A 17,870-nucleotide genomic window follows, 5' to 3' on the forward strand; every position below is an offset into this window, starting at 1 on the left:
GTGGGTCCCAACGCTACCCACCTGGATCGACTGCCATGACGACAACAATCGAGCACTACATCAACGACCAGCGCGTGTCCCGCGATGATCGCTATCAGGACGTCTACAACCCGGCCACCGGCGAAAAAACCGCGCGCGTCGCGCTGGCCAGCCGCCAGACCGTGGCCGAAGCCGTCGCCGCCGCCCAGGCCGCGTTCGCCGATTGGGCCGACACGCCGCCGATCCGCCGCGCCCGCGTGCTGTTCCAATACCTGCACCTGCTGCGCGAGCGCAAGGATGACCTGGCGCGCATCATCGTCGCCGAGCACGGCAAGGTATTCACCGATGCCCAGGGCGAAGTCGACCGAGGCATCGACATTCTCGAGTTCGCCTGCGGCATTCCCAACCTGCTCAAGGGCGAGCACTCCGACCAGGTTTCCCGTGGCATGGACAACTGGACCCTGCGCCAGCCCCTGGGCGTGGTGGCCGGCGTGACCCCGTTCAACTTCCCGGTGATGGTGCCGATGTGGATGTACCCGATCGCCATCGCGGCGGGCAACACCTTCATCCTCAAACCAAGCCCCACCGACCCGAGCGCTTCGCTGTTCATGGCCGAGCTGCTGCGTGAAGCCGGCCTGCCCAAAGGCGTGTTCAACGTGGTGCAGGGCGATAAGGAGTCGGTGGACGCACTGATCGAACACCCGGACGTCAAGGCCGTGAGCTTTGTCGGCTCGACGCCGATTGCCCAATACATCTACGAAACCGGTGCCCGTCACGGCAAGCGCGTGCAAGGCCTGGGCGGCGCAAAAAACCACATGGTGGTGATGCCCGACGCGGATATCGAGAAGACCGTCGACGCGCTGATGGGCGCCGCGTACGGCAGCGCCGGCGAGCGCTGCATGGCCATCTCGGTGGCAGTACTGGTGGGCGACGTGGGTGACAAAGTCATCGCTGCGTTGACCGAACGCGCCAAGCACCTGCGCATCACCGACGGCCGCGATCTGAAAGCCGAAATGGGCCCGATTGTGTCCCGCGCCGCGCTGGAGCGCATCAGCGGCTACATCGAACAAGGCGTGCAGGCCGGCGCGCACCTGCTGCTCGATGGCCGTGACTACGTGCCTTCGGAAGCGGGCCTGGAGAACGGCTTCTGGCTCGGCGCGACGTTGTTCGACCACGTGACCCAAGAGATGAGCATCTACCGCGAAGAAATCTTCGGCCCGGTGCTGGCATGCGTGCGGGTGAACGACTTCGGCGAGGCGATAAAACTGGTCAACGAGCATGAGTTCGGCAACGGCGTCAGTTGCTTCACCCGCGACGGCAACATTGCCCGTGAATTTGCCCGGCGTATCCAGGTGGGCATGGTCGGCATCAACGTGCCGATCCCGGTGCCGATGGCCTGGCACGGGTTTGGCGGCTGGAAGAAGAGCCTGTTCGGCGACATGCACGCGTACGGCACTGAGGGTGTGCGGTTCTACACCAAGCAGAAGTCGATCATGCAGCGCTGGTCGGAGAGCATCGAGCAGGGCGCAGAGTTTGCGATGCCGGTCTCCAAATAACGCACGACGGCAGAAGGCCCACGGTGGAAGGGGGAGAGCCCCGCCCGCCGTGGGCCTTTTTTTCATGAGGGTTGACGGCAAAGCGAATGCCGAATACTGTATATAAACACAGTGTTTAAGTGACGGTCACCCAGGATGGGTCACGTCAGTCACACCAGCCACTGTGTACAGGTAATGAATTGACTCACCGGTATTATTAAAAGGACTTAATTATGAAACACGCCACGATTATCCCCACTCGCTGGACGCGCGCTGATGCGCTCAAAGTGAATGAAAACGACCCGACCACGACCCAGCCTTTGGTGCCTGCTGACTTTCCAGTGATGAGCGACACACTGTTTATCTGGGACACCATGCCGTTGCGTACGCTCGATGGCACGGTGGTTTCGGTCAACGGCTGGTCCGTCATCTTCACCCTCACGGCTGACCGTCGCCCCCACGATCCACAGTTCATCAATGCCGATGGCCGTTACGACATCAAGCGCGATTGGGAAGATCGCCATGGCCATGCGCGCATCTGCTACTGGTACTCGCGCACCGGCAAGGACTGGATCTTCGGCGGCCGGGTCATGGCCGAAGGGGTTTCACCGACCACCCGTGAATGGGCCGGCACGCCGATCCTGCTCAATAACAACGGCGACATCGACCTGTATTACACCTGCGTCACCCCGGGTGCGACGATCGCCAAGGTCAGAGGCCAGGTGGTTACGTCCGACAGCGGTGTCGAGCTGCACGGCTTTACCCAGGTCAAGGCGCTTTTCGAAGCCGACGGCACCTATTACCAAACCGAAGCGCAGAACGCGACCTGGAATTTTCGTGATCCCAGCCCGTTCATCGACCCGGTGGATGGCAAGTTGTACATGGTGTTTGAAGGCAACGTGGCCGGCGAGCGCGGCACTCACGAAGTGGGTCCGAATGAGCTGGGGCTGGTGCCGCCGGGGCATGAAGACGTGGGCGGTGCGCGCTATCAGGTCGGTTGCATCGGCATCGCCGTCGCCAAGGACCTTGAGGGTGACGAGTGGGAAATCCTCCCGCCGCTGGTCACTGCCGTGGGGGTGAACGATCAAACCGAGCGGCCGCATTATGTGTTCCAGGACGGCAAGTATTACCTGTTCACCATCAGTCATAAATTCACCTACGCCGATAGGGTGACCGGCCCTGATGGTGTTTACGGTTTTGTCGGCGACCGTCTGTTTGGCCCTTACACCCCGATGAACGCCTCCGGGCTGGTACTCGGCAATCCGCCTTCGCAGCCGTTCCAGACCTATTCGCACTGCGTGATGCCCAATGGCCTGGTAACGTCCTTTATCGACAGCGTGCCCACCCAGGGTGATGACTACCGCATCGGCGGTACCGAAGCGCCCACGGTCAGGATTGTATTGAAGGGTGATCGCTCGTTTGTGCAGGAGTCTTATGACTACGGTTACATCCCGGCGATGCGCGATGTGGTGTTGAGTCAGTGACTGTCAGCCTGATTCATCCGGCGTAAACCGATCCCACTGTGGGAGGGGGCTTGCTCCCGATGGCGGCGGGTCAGTCACTGTAAATAGCGACTGACCCGCCGTTATCGGGGCAAGCCCCTTCGCGTTTTATCAGCCGCGTTTGAGGCCATCTCCAACGCGCAGGCGTTCGTTGACGCAGTGCGCTGCGCGCCCTCAAGTCCCCGCCCCGCGAGCCGATACAGGCACTAGCACCCCAAGCGCTCCCGAGCTCGGACGTGCACGCCTGGTCGTCGCTCAGGTCAACGAATAAAAATCAAAAGGGGTCGCCATGACCATATTGCAGCGTGTGATCGGCGGATTTGCGGTGTTGGTGCTGTTGCTGCTGATCATGGCCGGGATCAGCTATCAGAACACCCAGTCCATCAGCGGTCGCCTGGCCATTATCACCGGTCAGTCGGCGCCCTTGAGCCGGGCCGCCAGTGAGTTGTACGTGCACTTGCTGCGCGCCAACCAGGCGTTGCTGGCCATTCAGATCAGCACCGACCCCAAGCAGATCGAGGACGGTAAACGCCCGTTCACCGAGAGCATCGCCCAGTTCAATCAATTGCTCGACAGCACCCTTGCCTACACCGGCGAGCATGACGCGCTGCGGGCGAACCTGGCGCAGCAGCGTCAACAGGTCGCGGCCTACGCCGAACAGGCGCAAGCGTTGATGACCTCTCACTTGCAGCATGTGCAGCAAGTGGTGCTGACGCGCAAACTGCAAGGCTACAGCAGCGCGCAGGCGATGCAACTGACCAGCTATTTGCGTGATTACGTCGCGCAGGCCCGCAGTGCCGGCGAGCCGCAGCAGGTGGCCGCCGCCGAAAAACTGCTGTTGGAAGTCAACAAATCCTACGATGGCTTCGCGGCCCATGCCGTCACGCCGGCCATTGATAAATTGCAGCGTGTGCTTAACCTTCAGGACGAAGTGATCAGCACGCGCGCCCAGGCCCTGACGGAGATTGACCCGAGGGTCGGGCGGATCGCCGGCATTATGGTCAACCGCCTGCTCACCGACCTGACCGCGCCTGACGGTCTGTTCCAGGCCTACCAGGCCGAGGCGAAACTCGCCGCACAGGTGCAGCAACAACGCGATGCGGTTGACGCGACGCTCAAAGCCACCCTGGCGCGGATTGGCGAGTTTGGCAGCCAGTCCCTGGAGGTCGCCAACCAGGCCAGTCACTCGGCCAATGCCACCATCGGCACCAGCCGCAGCCTGCTGTTGATCGCGTGCGTGCTGGCGGTACTGGCGGCGGTGGCGATTGGCACATGGGTCGCCTTCAGCCTGCGACGTCCGTTGGCGGCATTTCGCGAAGTGCTCAAAACGCTCACCGCCGGGGACATGCGGGTCAGTTTCGATGTCAGCCGCAAAGATGAGTTCGGGGAGTTGGGCGGTTACCTGAACGAATTGACCAAGGCCCTGCAGACAACCTTCCGTGAATTAATCAGCTCTGCCGATGCGCTTGCCGTGACCGCGGGGAGCAACGCCTTGAACAGCGAGCAGACCACCCGCGTGGTTGATGAGCAGAAGGACCGCCTGCAATCGGCGGCCTCGGCCATGACGCAGATGGAAAGCACGGTCGAAGAGGTGGCGCGGCGCGCGCAGGACACGCGCCAGGCGGTGGACGATACCAGTGAGCTCACGCACAAGGTGCAGGAGCGCGTGGCCGAGACCATCGTCAATATCCGCCAGCAGGCCGACCAGGTGAACAAAGCCACGCAAGTCACCGACGAGCTGCAGAAATACGGACAGAACATCGAGGGCATTGTGGTCGCCATTCGCACCATTGCCGAACAGACCAACCTGCTGGCCCTGAATGCGGCGATCGAAGCGGCCCGTGCCGGCGAGCAAGGACGCGGCTTTGCCGTCGTGGCCGATGAAGTGCGCTCCCTGGCCAGCCGTACCCAGGCCTCCACCAGCGAAATCCAGGACATGATCGGGCTCATGCAGGAAAAAATTCATTCGGTGGTGCACGTCATGAACGAAAGCCAGGCGCAGTCCAGCCAATGTGTGTCGCTGGCCTCGGGCGCCGGTGATCTGTTGCTGTCCATGAGTGGCGCGGTCGACAGTATCCGCGACATGAATATCCAGATCGCCGCCGCCACCGAACAGCAAAGCGCCACGGTGCAGGAAACCAGTCGGATGGTCATCCAGATCAACGATTCGGCGCAACTGACGGCAAACGGCGCCGAGCAGTCCGCCGTCAGCAGCCAGGCGCTGTCGGACATGGCCAAAGTGCAGCGTGAGCTGCTCCATCATTTCAGCGTTTGAGCCGCAGGAGTCAGAACATGAAAGCATGGTTAATGCTCGCGCTGGGGGCGACGCTGTTCGTTCCGGGCCCCACCCAGGCCGCCACGCCCTTGCTGGGGGTGGCGATGGCAAAGTACGACGATAATTTCCAGACCCTGCTGCGCAATGGCGTGCAGCAGCAGGCCGGCGTCATGAACGCCGACATTTTTATGGAAAACGGCAAGGACAGCGTCGATTTGCAGATGCGTCAGTTCCGCAACCTGGTCAATTCCAAGGTGGACGCGATTATTGTCGCGATGGTGGACGGCAAGAGTGCGGCGCAAATGATACAACTGGCCTCGCAGGCCAAGATCCCGCTGGTGTTCGTCAACCGTAACCCGAACCCGCAAACCTGGCCGGCGCAGACCGCGTTTGTCGGCTCCAATGAGCTGGAGTCCGGTACGTTGCAGATGGAAGAACTGGCGCGGCGTGCCGGTTATAAAGGCAACGTGGTGATTCTGGTGGGTGACCCGGCTAACGCTTCCTCTTTGATGCGCACCGAGGACGTGGAAAAAGTGGTCGCCAAGTACCCGGATATGAAAGTCGTACAGAAAAAGGTCGGGAACTGGGAGCGAAGCCAGGCCGCCACGATTGTCATTGACTGGGTCAAGCAGGGCGTGGATTTTTCGATCATCGCCGCCAATAACGACGAGATGGCGATCGGCGCGATCATGGGGCTGGAAAAGGCCGGCAAGCAGGCCAAGGACTATTGGGTTGGCGGCATCGACGGCACACCGGACGGTTTGAAATTGATGGCGGAGGGCAAGATGGCGGTCAGCGTGTTCCAGGATGCCGCCGGCCAGGCCAGCGGCGCCGTGGACACCGCGCTGCGTCTTGTGCGTGGCGAAGCGCTGGAGTCGACGGTGGTGTGGGTGCCGTTCAAGCTGATCACGCCGGAGAATCGCCAGGCGTTTGAATAAGCCTGGCCACCTCGATCCAACGTTGGAATGCAATCAGCTGTGGGAGGGGCAAGGCCCCTCACACATTTCTAACCGCGTTTAGGGCGAGGGCTTCATGCACTCTATGGAGCGATCCGCCGTGCTCTTGGCCATCTCCAGCAAATGCCACACCGCCAGAATCTTCGCCCGTTCCGGGCTTTCCAGTTGCTCCCCACAATCAAGCGCAGTCGCCGACGCGCTGTCCAGCAAACTGGCGGTGTAGAGCAGGGCGTCTTCGAAGCTCAGGTCTTCGTTGATCGAGTGGAAACCTTGGGTAGGCAACTAATGGTCGATGACGCGGTTGAAGGCGGCGCGGTCCTTGGCGTGGGCAAACGGGGGATCTGGCAGGACTTTATTCATGGTGCAATTCCTTGTGTGATTAGGTACCGACTCCCGTCGCGACTAAACGATGGGTGGCGGCTGTACGCAGGTTAGTCGACCGGCCACAAGGAGAATCCGGCGCACCCGAAGGTGCCCTGCGCACAGCCACCATAAAACTTGATGGACCATGCGCCTTGTGACATTCCGGGCGACTAAACCCGATCACTGAATTGGCAGTGACGGACCGCAGACTCGCCACCGATTCCAAGAGGCACAAGGCGGCAGGGATTGTCTAGGAAACGTCCTGCAATTAAAAGGGATGCGCCTTGCTGGCCCTTTACAAACCATGACCAAATGCCACTAACCAACAGTGGAGTGCGGTCAATGTGGGGGGAGCAAGCTCCTCCCACAGGGTTATGTGGTGTAAGTGAGAATGGGGTTTACCGCCGGCCCGCCCGCGTACTCACATCCACCCACACCGCCAGCACCAGAATGCTGCCCTTCACGATCATCTGCCAGTAGCTGTCCACGTCCAGCATTGACATGCCGTTGTCCAGACTGGTGATCACCAACGCCCCCAGCAACGCGCCATACACCGTGCCCGAGCCGCCGCGCATCGACGTCCCGCCGATAAAGCACGCGGCAATGGCATCCAGCTCGCCCATGTTGCCAGCCGACGGTGAGCCGGCCGCCAGGCGCGCGGTGTTGACCAGGCCGGCGAGGGCGCACATCACGCCCATGATGCCGAAGATCCACAGTTTTACCGCCTGCACGTTGATACCCGACAAGCGCGTGGCTTCCATGTTGCTGCCCACTGCGTACACGCGGCGGCCGAACACGGTCTGGCTGGTGACGTAGCTGAACACGCCGAGCAGCACCAGCAACAGCAGCACGGGCACGGGGATGCCGTCGTAGCTGTTGAGGGTGGTGACGAACCCGGCGAGCACCGCGCCGATCACTGCCACCCGCACCACGTCGCGCACCAGGGAGTGCGCCGATAAGCCATGCAAGGCGCGGTTGCGCCGCTGTTTCCAGGTGAGGAACAGCGTCAGCGCAAACAGCAGCAGCCCCAGGCCGACGCCCACCGTGTGCGGCAAATACCCCTGACCCACGTACACCAGCGACGGCGATACCGGCGCAATGGTCGTGCCGCCGGTGATCCCAAGCAGAATCCCGCGAAACGCCAACATGCCGCCCAGGCCGACGATGAACGACGGAATGCGCAGATAGGCGGTCATGTAGCCGTTGGCCAGGCCGATCATCAGCCCGCACAGCGCCACCAGGCTGAGGTTGGCCAGCAGCGGGATGTGATAGACCACATCCAGAATCGCCGCCAGGCCACCCAGTAAGCCCAGCAACGAGCCGACCGACAAATCGATCTCGCCGCTGATGATCACCAGCACCATGCCGCACGCCAGAATCCCGGTGATCGACATCTGCCGCAGCAGGTTCGACAGGTTACGCGGCGTGAGAAAACCGCCTTCGGTTTGCCAGCTGAAAAACAGCCAGATCACCGCCACGGCGATCACCAGGGCGAGCATTTTGTAGCGGGTAAACAGCTGTTTGAGCTGAGTCATCTACGCGGTCTTCCGATCGTTATTGTTTTGGCTGAGCGCGGCGGCGAGCACCTGTTCCTGGGTGAGGCCCTCGTTGATAAAGTCGCCGCGCAACTGGCCGTCACCGATCACCAGCACGCGGTTGGACACGCCGAGCACTTCGGCCAGTTCCGAGGACACCATGATGATCGACACACCCTCGGCCGCCAGCGCGCCCATCAGTTTGTAGATCTCGTACTTGGCGCCTACGTCCACCCCGCGCGTGGGTTCGTCGAGGATCAATACCTTGGGCCTGGCCATGAGCATTTTCGCCAGCACGGCCTTTTGCTGATTGCCGCCGGACAGGCTGGTGATCGGTAAAAACGGGCTGGAGGTCTTCAGGTGCATGCGCGCGATCTGCTGGTCGATGCTGCCCAATTCGGCTTCTGCATCGATGCGGCTCAGGTGTGCATAGCTCTCCAGCACTGTCAGAGTGATGTTATGGCCGACGCCCAGGTCGGGGATGATGCCCTGGCGCTTGCGGTCTTCGGGCACCATGCACAACCCGGCGCGGATCGATTTGAGCGGCGTGCGGGTGTCGATCACTTGGCCGTCCAGCCACACCTCGGCGCTGTAGCGACCGGGGTAGGCACCGAACAGCGCCGAGACCAGCTCCGTGCGCCCGGCGCCCACCAGCCCGGCAATACCGAGGATCTCACCGCGCTTGAGCACAAACGAAATATCGTCGACGCGCTTGCGCCGGGGGTTGTCGACGTCATAGCAGGTGACGTTGCGCGCCTCGAAAATCACCTCGCCCACCGCATGGGGTTCGGTGGGGTAGAGGTTACTCATCTCGCGGCCCACCATTTGCGTGATGATGCGGGGGATGTCCATGTCGGCCATGGCCGTGGTCGCGATGTGCTTGCCGTCGCGGATCACCGCAATGGTGTCGCACACCGCCGCCACTTCATCGAGCTTGTGGGAGATGTACACGCAGGCCACGCCCTTGGCTTTGAGGTCACGGATGATGTCCAGCAGCACCTCGATTTCCGAGCGGGTCAGGGCCGAGGAGGGTTCGTCGAGGATCAACAGGCGCGCGTGTTTGTTGAGGGCCTTGGCGATTTCCACCAATTGCTGGTAGCCCCCGCCGTACTGCGACACCGGCAACGCGACGTTCATGTCCGGCACCTTGAGTTCACGCATCAGCGCTTCGGCACGGTGGATCATCGCCGGGTAATTCATGCGTCCACCGGGCAGGGTCAGTTCGTGGCCCATAAAGATGTTTTCGGCCACCGACAGGTCGGGCACCAGGGTCAGTTCCTGGTGGATGATAACGATGCCAGCGGCCTCGGTTTCGCTGATCGACTGCGCCTTGAGCGGCTGCCCGTCCCAGAGGATCTCGCCCTCCCAGGTGCCGTACGGATACACCGCCGACAGCACCTTCATCAGGGTGGATTTACCGGCACCGTTTTCACCGCACAGGCCGACGCATTCCCCCGGCCGCACCTTGATATCGATGCCGTTCAGCGCATTGACACCGCCAAAGGTTTTGACGATGCCGTTCATTTGCAACAGATAGTCTGCGGTCATGGCGCTCACTGCCCGCCGATCTGCTCTTTGGTATAAAACCCGTCCTTTTCCAACAGGTCGATGTTGGCTTTGGTCAGCGGCGTCGGGGTGAGCAGGATGGTGTCGACTTTTTTGCTGCCGTTGTCGTATTGCGAGCTGTAGGTGGGCTTTTCGTTACGCGCCAACTGTACCGACAGCTTGGCGGCTTCGGTCGCGATCAGCTTGAGGGGCTTGTACACGGTCATGGTCTGGGTGCCGTCGATCACGCGCTTGACGGCTGCCAGGTCGGCGTCTTGCCCGGAGATCGGCACCTTGCCCGCCAGTTTCTGCGCGGCCAGGGCCTGGATCGCACCGCCGGCGGTGGCGTCGTTGGAGGCGACGATGGCGTCGATCTTGTTGTTGTTACGGGTCAGGGCGTTTTCGACGATGCTCAGCGCTTCGGTAGGGTTCCATTCCTTGACCCACTGCTGGCCGACCACCTTGATGTCGCCCTTGTCGATGGCCGGTTGCAGCACTTTCATCTGGCCTTCGCGCAGCACCTTGGCATTGTTGTCGGTGGGCGCGCCGCCGAGCAGGAAATAATTGCCCTTGGGCGCGGCTTGCAGCACACCACTGGCCTGCATTTCGCCGACTTTTTCGTTATCGAAGGAGATGTAGGCGTCGATGTCGGCATTGAGGATCAGCCGGTCATAGGACACCACCTTGATCCCGGCTTTCTTGGCTTCGGCCACCGCGTTGGTCAGCACCGTGGCGTTGAACGGCACGATCACGATCACATCGACACCGCGGGAGATCAGGTTTTCGATCTGGGAGATCTGCTTTTGCTCATTGGCGTCGGCCGATTGCACGAAGACCTTGGCGTCGAGTTTTTCAGCGGCCGCCACGAAGTAATCGCGGTCGCGCGACCAGCGCTCCAGACGCAGGTCGTCGATGGAAAAGCCGATTTTCGGGTGGGCGGGGTCGGCCATGACCGGCAGGGTCAGCAGGGCCAGGGTGGTGGCGAGCAGGGTACGTTTGAATGACTTCATGGTGGCGCGTCCTTTTATTGTTGTTGGAAAAGACACAGCGTGATGCGGGTAGAACTGTAGAGCGTCCCTCGACGCTCTGTGCATGGTTTTTGTCGTGCAAATGTCACCGATAGATGAACCGATTGACCACCCCTTCAAGCATCTCCTGCCGCCCACTCACGGCCTGCGGGTTCAGCTCATGGGCAAACGCGTGCTCGGCCAGCGACGCCAGGCTGAACTCGCCCGCCAGCACCGCCTTGCCCAGCGGCTGCTGCCAGCCGGCATAACGCTGGTCCTTGAATTGCTGCAACTGGTCGTTTTGTACCATGGCTGCCGCGCGTTCCAGGGCCAGGGCCAGGGTGTCCATGGCGGCGACGTGACCGTAGAACAGGTCGATCTCGTCCAGGCTCTGGCGGCGCACCTTGGAGTCGAAGTTATAGCCGCCATTCTTGAAGCCGCCAGCCTTGAGGATTTCATAGGTGGCCAGGGTCATCTCTTCGACGCTGTTGGGGAACTGGTCGGTGTCCCAGCCGTTCTGCGGGTCGCCGCGGTTGGCGTCAATGCTGCCGAAGATCCCCAGGGACACAGCGGTGGCAATCTCATGCTGAAAACTGTGCCCGGCCAGGGTGGCGTGGTTGGCCTCGATATTCACCTTGATCTCGTGTTCCAGGCCGTACTCATGCAGGAAGCCGAACACCGTGGCGCTGTCGTAATCGTATTGGTGCTTGGTCGGCTCCTGGGGCTTGGGTTCGATCAGCAGGTCACCCTTAAAGCCGATGTTGTGCTTGTGCTCCACCACCATGCGCATAAAGCGCCCAAGCTGTTCGCGCTCGCGCTTGAGGTCGGTATTGAGCAGGGTTTCATACCCTTCGCGACCGCCCCATAGCACGTAGTTGGAACCCTTGAGTCGCAGGGTGGCGTTCATCGCGCTGAACACCTGGGCGGCGGCGTAGGCAAACACCTCCGGGTCCGGGTTGCTCGCGGCGCCGGCGGCAAAGCGCGGGTTGCTGAAGCAGTTGGCGGTGCCCCACAACAGCTTGATGCCGGTCTGTTCCTGATGGCGCTCCAGGTGGTCGACCATCTGCGCAAAGTGGTTGCGGTACTCCTTGAGCGAGCTGCCTTCGGGGGCGACGTCGGTGTCGTGAAAACTGTAGTAGTCGATGCCCAGCTTGGAAAAAAACTCAAAGGCCGCGTCTGCCTTGCCGATTGCCAGCTCCATAGGGTCGCCGCTGCGCTGCCAGGGCCGCTTGAAGGTGCCCGAACCAAACACATCCGCCCCTGGCCACACGAAGGTGTGCCAGTAACAGACCGCCATGCGCAGGTGCTCGCGCATGGGTTTGCCGAGGATCAGCTTGTCGGCATCGTAATGGCGAAAGGCGAGGGGGGCGTCGCTGCCGGGGCCTTCGAAGCGAACCTTCTCGACACCTGGGAAGTACGGCATGGCGTTTTCCTTATTGTTCTTGGCGGTGTCTGGATACTAGCAACGGCGTTGGAGGGGCTGATTATGAAAATCACCAAAGGAGGGTGCGATTTTGAGTGGCGCGCTCAGAACGGCTCAAGGAGTACATGATTTAGGGAAACGTCTGACTTTACGGTGAGTAAATGCCTCCTCAGAGTTTTGTGTGCCAGCCAACTAAACCCGAATTAAGGAAAGAGATATGAGTGCATCGCTCCCGTTGCGATATACCAATGACGTATCCGCGGAGTTTCTTAATCAATTAAATAAATCGCCCTTCACCGAACAGCAATTATCCAACTTTAATGAGCGCGCTTTGGCGCGGTTCAAAGAACAGCGGGCCTATCAGAACGCTCATCTCGCTTGGTGGAGGACTTTCTCCCGCCCAATGAACGACGAAACAACAGGCGCGGCGCTGCATGACCCCGTGCAGTGACGTGTGAACGTTCTCGGACCGTAAGTCCATTGCAGACTGCAAACAGATAAGGGGGCGGTGAGTCGGGCTACCAAATATATGAAAGCGGGCGGTTATATTGGGATTGGTCTTGGTGGGGTGTCTTCGTTGTTGGCTATCGAGCAGGTGTGCAGCGATGACCCGGGAGCGGCCTGTGAGAAGATCAAGTTTACTGAAGGCGGAAAGTTCACTGGGTCTACCTTCGCTGGAACGCTAGGTGGTGCGATAGCCGGTTCTGCCAGTGGCCCAGTCTGCGTGGAAATTGGTGCAGTTACAGGAGGTCTCGGAAGTGTTGTCTGTGTCGCGGCCAGAGTGGGAACTGGTGCATGGGCGGGCACGACTGTCGGAGGAAAGGCTGGCGAAACTATCGGTGAGAAACTTTACGAAGTTACTCAACCGCGTGGCCAAGGGCTTCGGTCCAAATCGGAGAACTGGATCCGCTTGATCTTGAGAACTTCCCACCCCACCTGAAACGTCGCTTGATCATCAACTTGACGGTGAAGGTTATCGCCTTTATTTGGATGATAGTTATAGCAATGCTATTGGAGTTCAGATAATTCGGGCGGGCCTCACTCGAGGCCCGCTTTCCTCAAGAATCACGCCCTGCATGCTAACCTGCACCCACCGGCCCCAGGACAAAAACAATGAAAACCCTACCGCCCGTGCACCGCATCGCCTTGCTCTTCAACGGCAGCAAAATCTACGACCGCGGCATCATCGCCGGTATCGGCAATTACCTGAGCAGTACCCGCGCCTCGTGGGACTTGTTTCTGGAGGAAGATTTTCTGTGCCGCCTTCGGGGGATCGAGCGCTGGCAGGGCGACGGCATCATTGCCGACTTCGACGACCCGTTGATCGGCGAGGCGCTGGCCGGCAGCCACTTGCCGGTGGTGGCGGTGGGCGGCTCCTATGACGATGTGCGCGCCTATCCCAAGGGCATTCCCTACGTGGCGACCGACAATTACGGGTTGATGCAGCTGGCCTACGAGCACCTGATCGAGGCCGGGCTGACGCGTTTTGCCTGTTTCAGCCTGCCCGAAGCCCAGGCCAATCGCTGGGCCCAGGAGCGCGAAAAAGCCTTTCGCCGCCTGATGCAGCGCGATGGCCTGCAGGTGCAGATCTATCGCGGCCTGGGCACCAGCGCGCCGATGTGGGACAGCGCGGTGGAGCAGCAGATCGCCTGGCTGGAAAGTCTGCCCAAACCGATCGGCATCATCGCCGTCACCGACGCCCGCGCCCGGCAGTTGCTGCAAGCCTGCCTTACCGCTGGTATCGCGGTGCCGGAGCAGGTGGCGTTGATCGGCATCGACAACGATCCGCTGACCCGCACCCTCACGCGCGTGCCGCTCAGCTCGGTGATCCAGGGCACCGAAACCATGGGCCGCACCGCCGCCGCGCTGTTGCATCAGATGCTGCACGGCAAGCCCTGCGCGGGCACGCAGATCCTGGTGCCGCCAGAGGCCATCAATGTGCAGGCTTCCAGCTTGCATCAGCCGTTGGGCAACCCGTATGTGATGCAGGCCCTGCTGTTTATCCGCCAATACGCCTGCCAGGGCATCAAGACCGCGCAGGTGGCGGCGTATGTCGGGGTGTCGCGTTCATCCCTGGAAGCGCATTTTCGCAAGGTACGCGGTTGCAGCGTGCACGACGAGATTCTGCGCTTCAAACTCGCCGCTGCAGCCAAGGGCCTGGAAAGCCGGGGCCTGGCGATTGCCGAGATTGCGGCCAAGTGCGGCTTCAAGTCGGCGCAGTACCTGCACACGGTGTTTCGTCGCGAGTTTGGCTGCACGCCAAGGGAGTATCAGCAGGGCGTGGCGTGTGAGTGAGGGCGGCGCGATGCCGAAGCATCGCGCCGACCCAGGTCAAGGCAGGGCGTAGGCGATCACGTAGTCGCCACGGTCGGTGGATTGGCGGGCACCGCCGGCGGTGACCACTACATATTGTTTGCCGGTTTTCGGCGACACGTAGGTCATCGGGCCACCTTGGCTGCCGACCGGCAGGCGGGCTTTCCAGATTTCTTCACCGTTGCCGCTGTTGAAAGCGCGCAGGTAGAAGTCCTGGGTGCCGGCGATGAAAATCAGGCCGCCCTGGGTCGACAGGGTGCCGCCAAGCGTAGGCAGGCCAATCTTGATCGGCAGGTGCATGCGGATGCCAAGGGGGCCGGTGTCTTCGACGGTGCCGACCGGTACTTGCCAGGCGATCTTTTGGGTCTTCATGTCGATGGCGGTCAGGGTGCCGAACGGCGGCGCCTGGCACGGGATGCCGGCTACCGACAGGAAGCGGTTTTTGTTCACCGCATACGGCGTGCCCTTGAGCGGTACGGCGCCCATGCCGGTGTTCAGCGCCTCACCACCGGACGCCGCCAGGGCCTTGTTCTGCGAAGGGATCATCTGGATCCACAGGCCCAGGCGCATGTCGTTGACGAAGATAAAGCCGTGCACCGGGTCGGTGGAGAGGCTGCCCCAGTTCATGCCACCCAGGGAACCGGGGAAGCTCAGGGACTTATCGGTGCCCGGCGCGGTGTACAGGCCGTCGTAGCGCATACCTTTGAAGTCGATACGGCATAGCAGCTGGTCGTACGGCGTGGCGCCCCACATGTCCGACTCGCTCAAGGTTTGCGCGCCGATCTGTGGCATGCCCACCGATTTTGGCTGGGTGGGTGAGTAAGGTTCGTTGGGAATGTTGGCGGCCTTGACCGGGACGTCCTTGACGTCAGTCAGCGGCTTGCCGGTGGCACGGTCGAGCACATAGATCTGCCCGGCCTTGGTGCCGATCACCACTGCCGGTACGGCGCTGTCGCTGCCCGGCGGGGTGAAGTCGATCAGGCTCGGTTGCATCGGCAGATCGAAGTCCCACAGGTCGTTGTGGACGGTCTGGTACACCCATTTTTCGGCGCCGGTGGAGGCGTCCAGCGCCAGCACCGAGGCGCCGTACTTGTGGTCGAGTGCGGTGCGTTCCACACCGTAGATGTCGGTGGACGAGCTGCCCATCGGCAGGAACACCGTGTTCATCAGCGGATCGTAGGACATCGGCGCCCAGCTGTTCGGCGTGCTGCGCACATAACTGCGGTCACCGGCCGGGGCCTGCTTGTCTTCAGGGTTGCCCGGGTCAAAGGCCCAGCGCATTTTGCCGCTGATCACGTCAAAACCACGAATCACGCCGCCCGGCATGTCGGTTTGCACGTTATCCGCGACGCGGCCGCCCACTACCACGGTAGTGCCGGCGATCAGTGGCGCGGAGGACAGTTGGTAGTAGCTGTCCGGCACATTGCCCAGGCCGGCTTTCAAATCCACCTGGCCGTGGGTGCCGAAGTCTTCGCAGAATTGGCCGGTGTCGGCATCGACTGCAATCAGCCGCGCGTCAATCGTATTCGTCAGCAAGCGACGCTGGCATTGCGCACCGGGCGCAACGCTGGCGGCAATGATTGGCGAGCTGTTCGGCCGGGTCGGCTGGGCGATCGGTGCGGTCGCGTCGAAGTACGCCATGCCCCGGCAACGCTGCCAGACCGCCGACTTGGCGTTGACCTCGTTTTTCCACAGCTCTTTGCCGGTGTCGGCGTCGAGGGCGATCAGGTTGTTGTGCGGGGTGCAGATGAACACTTTGTTGCCAATCTGCAGGGGCGTCAGTTGGTCTTCGGCACCGTTGCCGTCGCTGATTGCCACGTCGCCGGTGCGGTAGGTCCAGGCGACTTTGAGTGAGTTCACGGTGTCGCGGTTGATCTGGTCGAGGGCGGCGAAGCGGCTTCCGCCTTCGGTATTACCGTAGTGCGCCCAGTCTTTCTGCGCGTAGGCCGGGGCCACCGGGGCCACCGGGGTCACCCCAGGGCCGGCGCCGGTCGGGGCAACGCTTGGGTGGGCGACAAACATATTGCCTGCCGCCACCGCCACGCCCACCGCCAATACGGCGGCCACCCCATAGGCCCCGCGTGCCGGTTTACCCGCCAGCAGCGGGTACACCATCGCCACCACCAGGCCAATCACGGCAAACATGAATAGCCGCGAGAACAGCGGCCAGAACACTAGACCCACATCGGCCACCGCCCAAATGGCCGTGCCGATCAGGAACGCGGCGAACAGCCAGGCACCGGCGGGTTTGCGTCGGGCAATCAGCAGGCCGGAAACCGCCATGGCCACGCCGCCGATCAGGAAGTACCAGGAACCTCCAAGACTGACCAGTTTGGCGCCGCCGACGGCCAGCGCAAGGCCGAGCAGGGCGATGACAACGCCCAGGCCCAGCAGTAAGAATCTAGAGACGCCAGCGGCGCGCGATGCTCGTTTCATGTCGAAAGGACTCGAGTGATAGAGGGCAAAGACGCCATGTTAGCAATATAAGTAACCAGTTAGTACATTGTGGCCCGGTAATAGATTATTGCAGCGACTGCGATGATGCGCTGAGGTCACGCGGGCGTGAAGACTCCAGAAATGCAAAGGCCCCCGACGCGGAGGTCGAGGGCCTGAGGTTGAAGCTGACGCTGTGCTAGAACTTAAAGCGACCCACCAACCCCTTGAGCTGACCGGAAATATCGGTCAAGCGGCCTGAACCGGTCTGTGCCGAATGGGCAAAACCTTCGACCAGTTGCGCATCGGCATGGATCTGCGCGATGTGCCGGTTGATCTCCTCGGCCACCTGATGCTGTTCTTCGGCAGCGGTGGCGATCTGGGTGTTCTGGTCGCGGATCGAGTCCACCGAGCCTTGGATCTTATCGAAGCTGTCGCGGGCCTGCTGGATGCGTTCCACGCTGGTTTGCGATACCAACAGGCTGCCTTGCATCTGCTGCGTGACTTCCTGGGTACGGCGGGCGAGGTTGCCGAGCAGGCTGTCGATTTCACCGGTGGAGTCGGCAGTGCGGCGCGCCAGGGCGCGGACTTCGTCGGCGACCACGGCAAAGCCACGGCCCTGATCACCGGCGCGGGCGGCTTCAATCGCCGCGTTGAGCGCCAGCAGGTTGGTCTGCTCGGCAATCGAGCGGATGGTGTCGAGGATGGTGTTGATGTTCTGGCTGTCCTGCTCCAGCAACTGCATGGTCTGGGTCGACTTCTGCAGGTCTTCGCTGAGCTTGAGCACGCTGCCGGTGGCTTCGCCGATATGCTGCTGGCCGTCGTGGACATCACGGTAGCCTGCGTCGGCACTCGAGGCGGCGGCGCTGCACGAGCGGGCGACTTCGTTGGCGGTGGCCACCATTTCGTTGAACGCAGTGCTGACCAGTTCCACGGCTTCACGCTGGCGACCGGCGGCCTGGTTCATGTTGTTGGCCACCTCGCTGGTGTCGGCGGCGGCGCTT

11 protein-coding genes and 3 pseudogenes are annotated in these 17,870 nt (G+C 61.6%); 7 read left to right on the plus strand and 7 right to left on the minus strand.

All coding sequences use genetic code 11. The features are described from left to right. Positions 1-35: 35 nt before the first annotated feature. The 5 genes and pseudogenes from PSH59_RS10320 to PSH59_RS10335 all read left to right on the plus strand — a co-directional run bounded on the left by PSH59_RS10320 (position 36) and on the right by PSH59_RS10335 (position 6,229). Positions 36-1,535: a CoA-acylating methylmalonate-semialdehyde dehydrogenase gene (locus PSH59_RS10320; protein WP_248081507.1), complete on the plus strand. Its 1,500-nt coding sequence runs from the start codon at positions 36-38 to the stop codon at positions 1,533-1,535. A 212-nt stretch (positions 1,536-1,747) separates the two neighbouring features. After that, positions 1,748-2,998, plus strand: a complete 1,251-nt coding sequence (locus PSH59_RS10325; protein WP_248081509.1) for a glycoside hydrolase family 68 protein — start codon at positions 1,748-1,750, stop codon at positions 2,996-2,998. A 1,015-nt stretch (positions 2,999-4,013) separates the two neighbouring features. Further along, a pseudogene (locus PSH59_RS26275) lies at positions 4,014-4,385 on the plus strand (methyl-accepting chemotaxis protein); the annotation flags it as partial. Between the two features lie 201 nt (positions 4,386-4,586). After that, the gene (locus PSH59_RS26280) at positions 4,587-5,291 is read left to right on the plus strand and encodes a methyl-accepting chemotaxis protein (RefSeq protein WP_370694417.1); all 705 of its coding nucleotides are present in this window, start codon (positions 4,587-4,589) and stop codon (positions 5,289-5,291) included. A gap of 17 nt (positions 5,292-5,308) precedes the next feature. Further along, positions 5,309-6,229 (plus strand): substrate-binding domain-containing protein, encoded by a 921-nt coding sequence (locus tag PSH59_RS10335; protein WP_248081513.1) that lies wholly within the window; start codon positions 5,309-5,311, stop codon positions 6,227-6,229. A 78-nt stretch (positions 6,230-6,307) separates the two neighbouring features. On the opposite strand, the pseudogene PSH59_RS10340 reads toward PSH59_RS10335, so the two are convergent. The 5 genes and pseudogenes from PSH59_RS10340 to xylA form a co-directional block, all read right to left on the minus strand. Continuing rightward, positions 6,308-6,607 (minus strand): annotated as a pseudogene (locus PSH59_RS10340) (hypothetical protein). Between the two features lie 401 nt (positions 6,608-7,008). Next, a complete protein-coding gene (locus PSH59_RS10345; RefSeq protein ID WP_305394966.1) occupies positions 7,009-8,145 on the minus strand; it encodes a sugar ABC transporter permease in 1,137 nt (378 codons plus the stop codon). Next, positions 8,146-9,693 (minus strand): D-xylose ABC transporter ATP-binding protein, encoded by a 1,548-nt coding sequence (gene xylG, locus PSH59_RS10350; RefSeq protein ID WP_248081518.1) that lies wholly within the window; start codon positions 9,691-9,693, stop codon positions 8,146-8,148. It abuts the gene before it with no gap. Positions 9,694-9,698: 5 nt separating this feature from the next. Beyond that, a complete protein-coding gene (gene xylF, locus PSH59_RS10355; protein WP_248081520.1) occupies positions 9,699-10,700 on the minus strand; it encodes a D-xylose ABC transporter substrate-binding protein in 1,002 nt (333 codons plus the stop codon). Positions 10,701-10,803: 103 nt separating this feature from the next. Further along, the gene (gene xylA / locus PSH59_RS10360; protein ID WP_305394967.1) at positions 10,804-12,120 is read right to left on the minus strand and encodes a xylose isomerase; all 1,317 of its coding nucleotides are present in this window, start codon (positions 12,118-12,120) and stop codon (positions 10,804-10,806) included. A 217-nt stretch (positions 12,121-12,337) separates the two neighbouring features. On the opposite strand from xylA, the gene PSH59_RS10365 reads away from it, so the two are divergent. Both PSH59_RS10365 and PSH59_RS10370 read left to right on the plus strand, forming a co-directional pair. After that, on the plus strand, positions 12,338-12,571 hold the full coding sequence (locus PSH59_RS10365) for a hypothetical protein (RefSeq protein WP_248081524.1): 234 nt from the start codon (positions 12,338-12,340) through the stop codon (positions 12,569-12,571). A 662-nt stretch (positions 12,572-13,233) separates the two neighbouring features. Continuing rightward, positions 13,234-14,415 carry a XylR family transcriptional regulator gene (locus PSH59_RS10370; protein WP_248081526.1) on the plus strand — a complete coding sequence of 394 codons (1,182 nt, stop codon included), beginning with the start codon at positions 13,234-13,236 and terminating at the stop codon, positions 14,413-14,415. A 36-nt stretch (positions 14,416-14,451) separates the two neighbouring features. On the opposite strand, the gene PSH59_RS10375 is transcribed toward PSH59_RS10370, so the two are convergent. After that, positions 14,452-16,869 carry a glucose/quinate/shikimate family membrane-bound PQQ-dependent dehydrogenase gene (locus tag PSH59_RS10375; protein WP_305394968.1) on the minus strand — a complete coding sequence of 806 codons (2,418 nt, stop codon included), beginning with the start codon at positions 16,867-16,869 and terminating at the stop codon, positions 14,452-14,454. Between the two features lie 196 nt (positions 16,870-17,065). Continuing rightward, positions 17,066-17,602, minus strand: a pseudogene (locus PSH59_RS26285) (methyl-accepting chemotaxis protein); the annotation flags it as partial. Positions 17,603-17,870: the final 268 nt, after the last annotated feature.

This window comes from Pseudomonas sp. FP2309, assembly GCF_030687575.1.
Taxonomy (GTDB): Bacteria; Pseudomonadota; Gammaproteobacteria; order Pseudomonadales; family Pseudomonadaceae; genus Aquipseudomonas.

Bases quoted from the DNA above. Each gene is read 5' to 3' on its own strand.
- PSH59_RS10320 (WP_248081507.1), top strand. From the start codon at position 36: ATGACGACAACAATCGAGCACTACATCAACGACCAGCGCGTGTCCCGC.
- PSH59_RS10325 (WP_248081509.1), top strand. From the start codon at position 1,748: ATGAAACACGCCACGATTATCCCCACTCGCTGGACGCGCGCTGATGCG.
- PSH59_RS26280 (WP_370694417.1), top strand. From the start codon at position 4,587: ATGGAAAGCACGGTCGAAGAGGTGGCGCGGCGCGCGCAGGACACGCGC.
- PSH59_RS10335 (WP_248081513.1), top strand. From the start codon at position 5,309: ATGAAAGCATGGTTAATGCTCGCGCTGGGGGCGACGCTGTTCGTTCCG.
- PSH59_RS10345 (WP_305394966.1), bottom strand. From the start codon at position 8,145: ATGACTCAGCTCAAACAGCTGTTTACCCGCTACAAAATGCTCGCCCTG.
- xylG (WP_248081518.1), bottom strand. From the start codon at position 9,693: ATGACCGCAGACTATCTGTTGCAAATGAACGGCATCGTCAAAACCTTT.
- xylF (WP_248081520.1), bottom strand. From the start codon at position 10,700: ATGAAGTCATTCAAACGTACCCTGCTCGCCACCACCCTGGCCCTGCTG.
- xylA (WP_305394967.1), bottom strand. From the start codon at position 12,120: ATGCCGTACTTCCCAGGTGTCGAGAAGGTTCGCTTCGAAGGCCCCGGC.
- PSH59_RS10365 (WP_248081524.1), top strand. From the start codon at position 12,338: ATGAGTGCATCGCTCCCGTTGCGATATACCAATGACGTATCCGCGGAG.
- PSH59_RS10370 (WP_248081526.1), top strand. From the start codon at position 13,234: ATGAAAACCCTACCGCCCGTGCACCGCATCGCCTTGCTCTTCAACGGC.
- PSH59_RS10375 (WP_305394968.1), bottom strand. From the start codon at position 16,869: ATGAAACGAGCATCGCGCGCCGCTGGCGTCTCTAGATTCTTACTGCTG.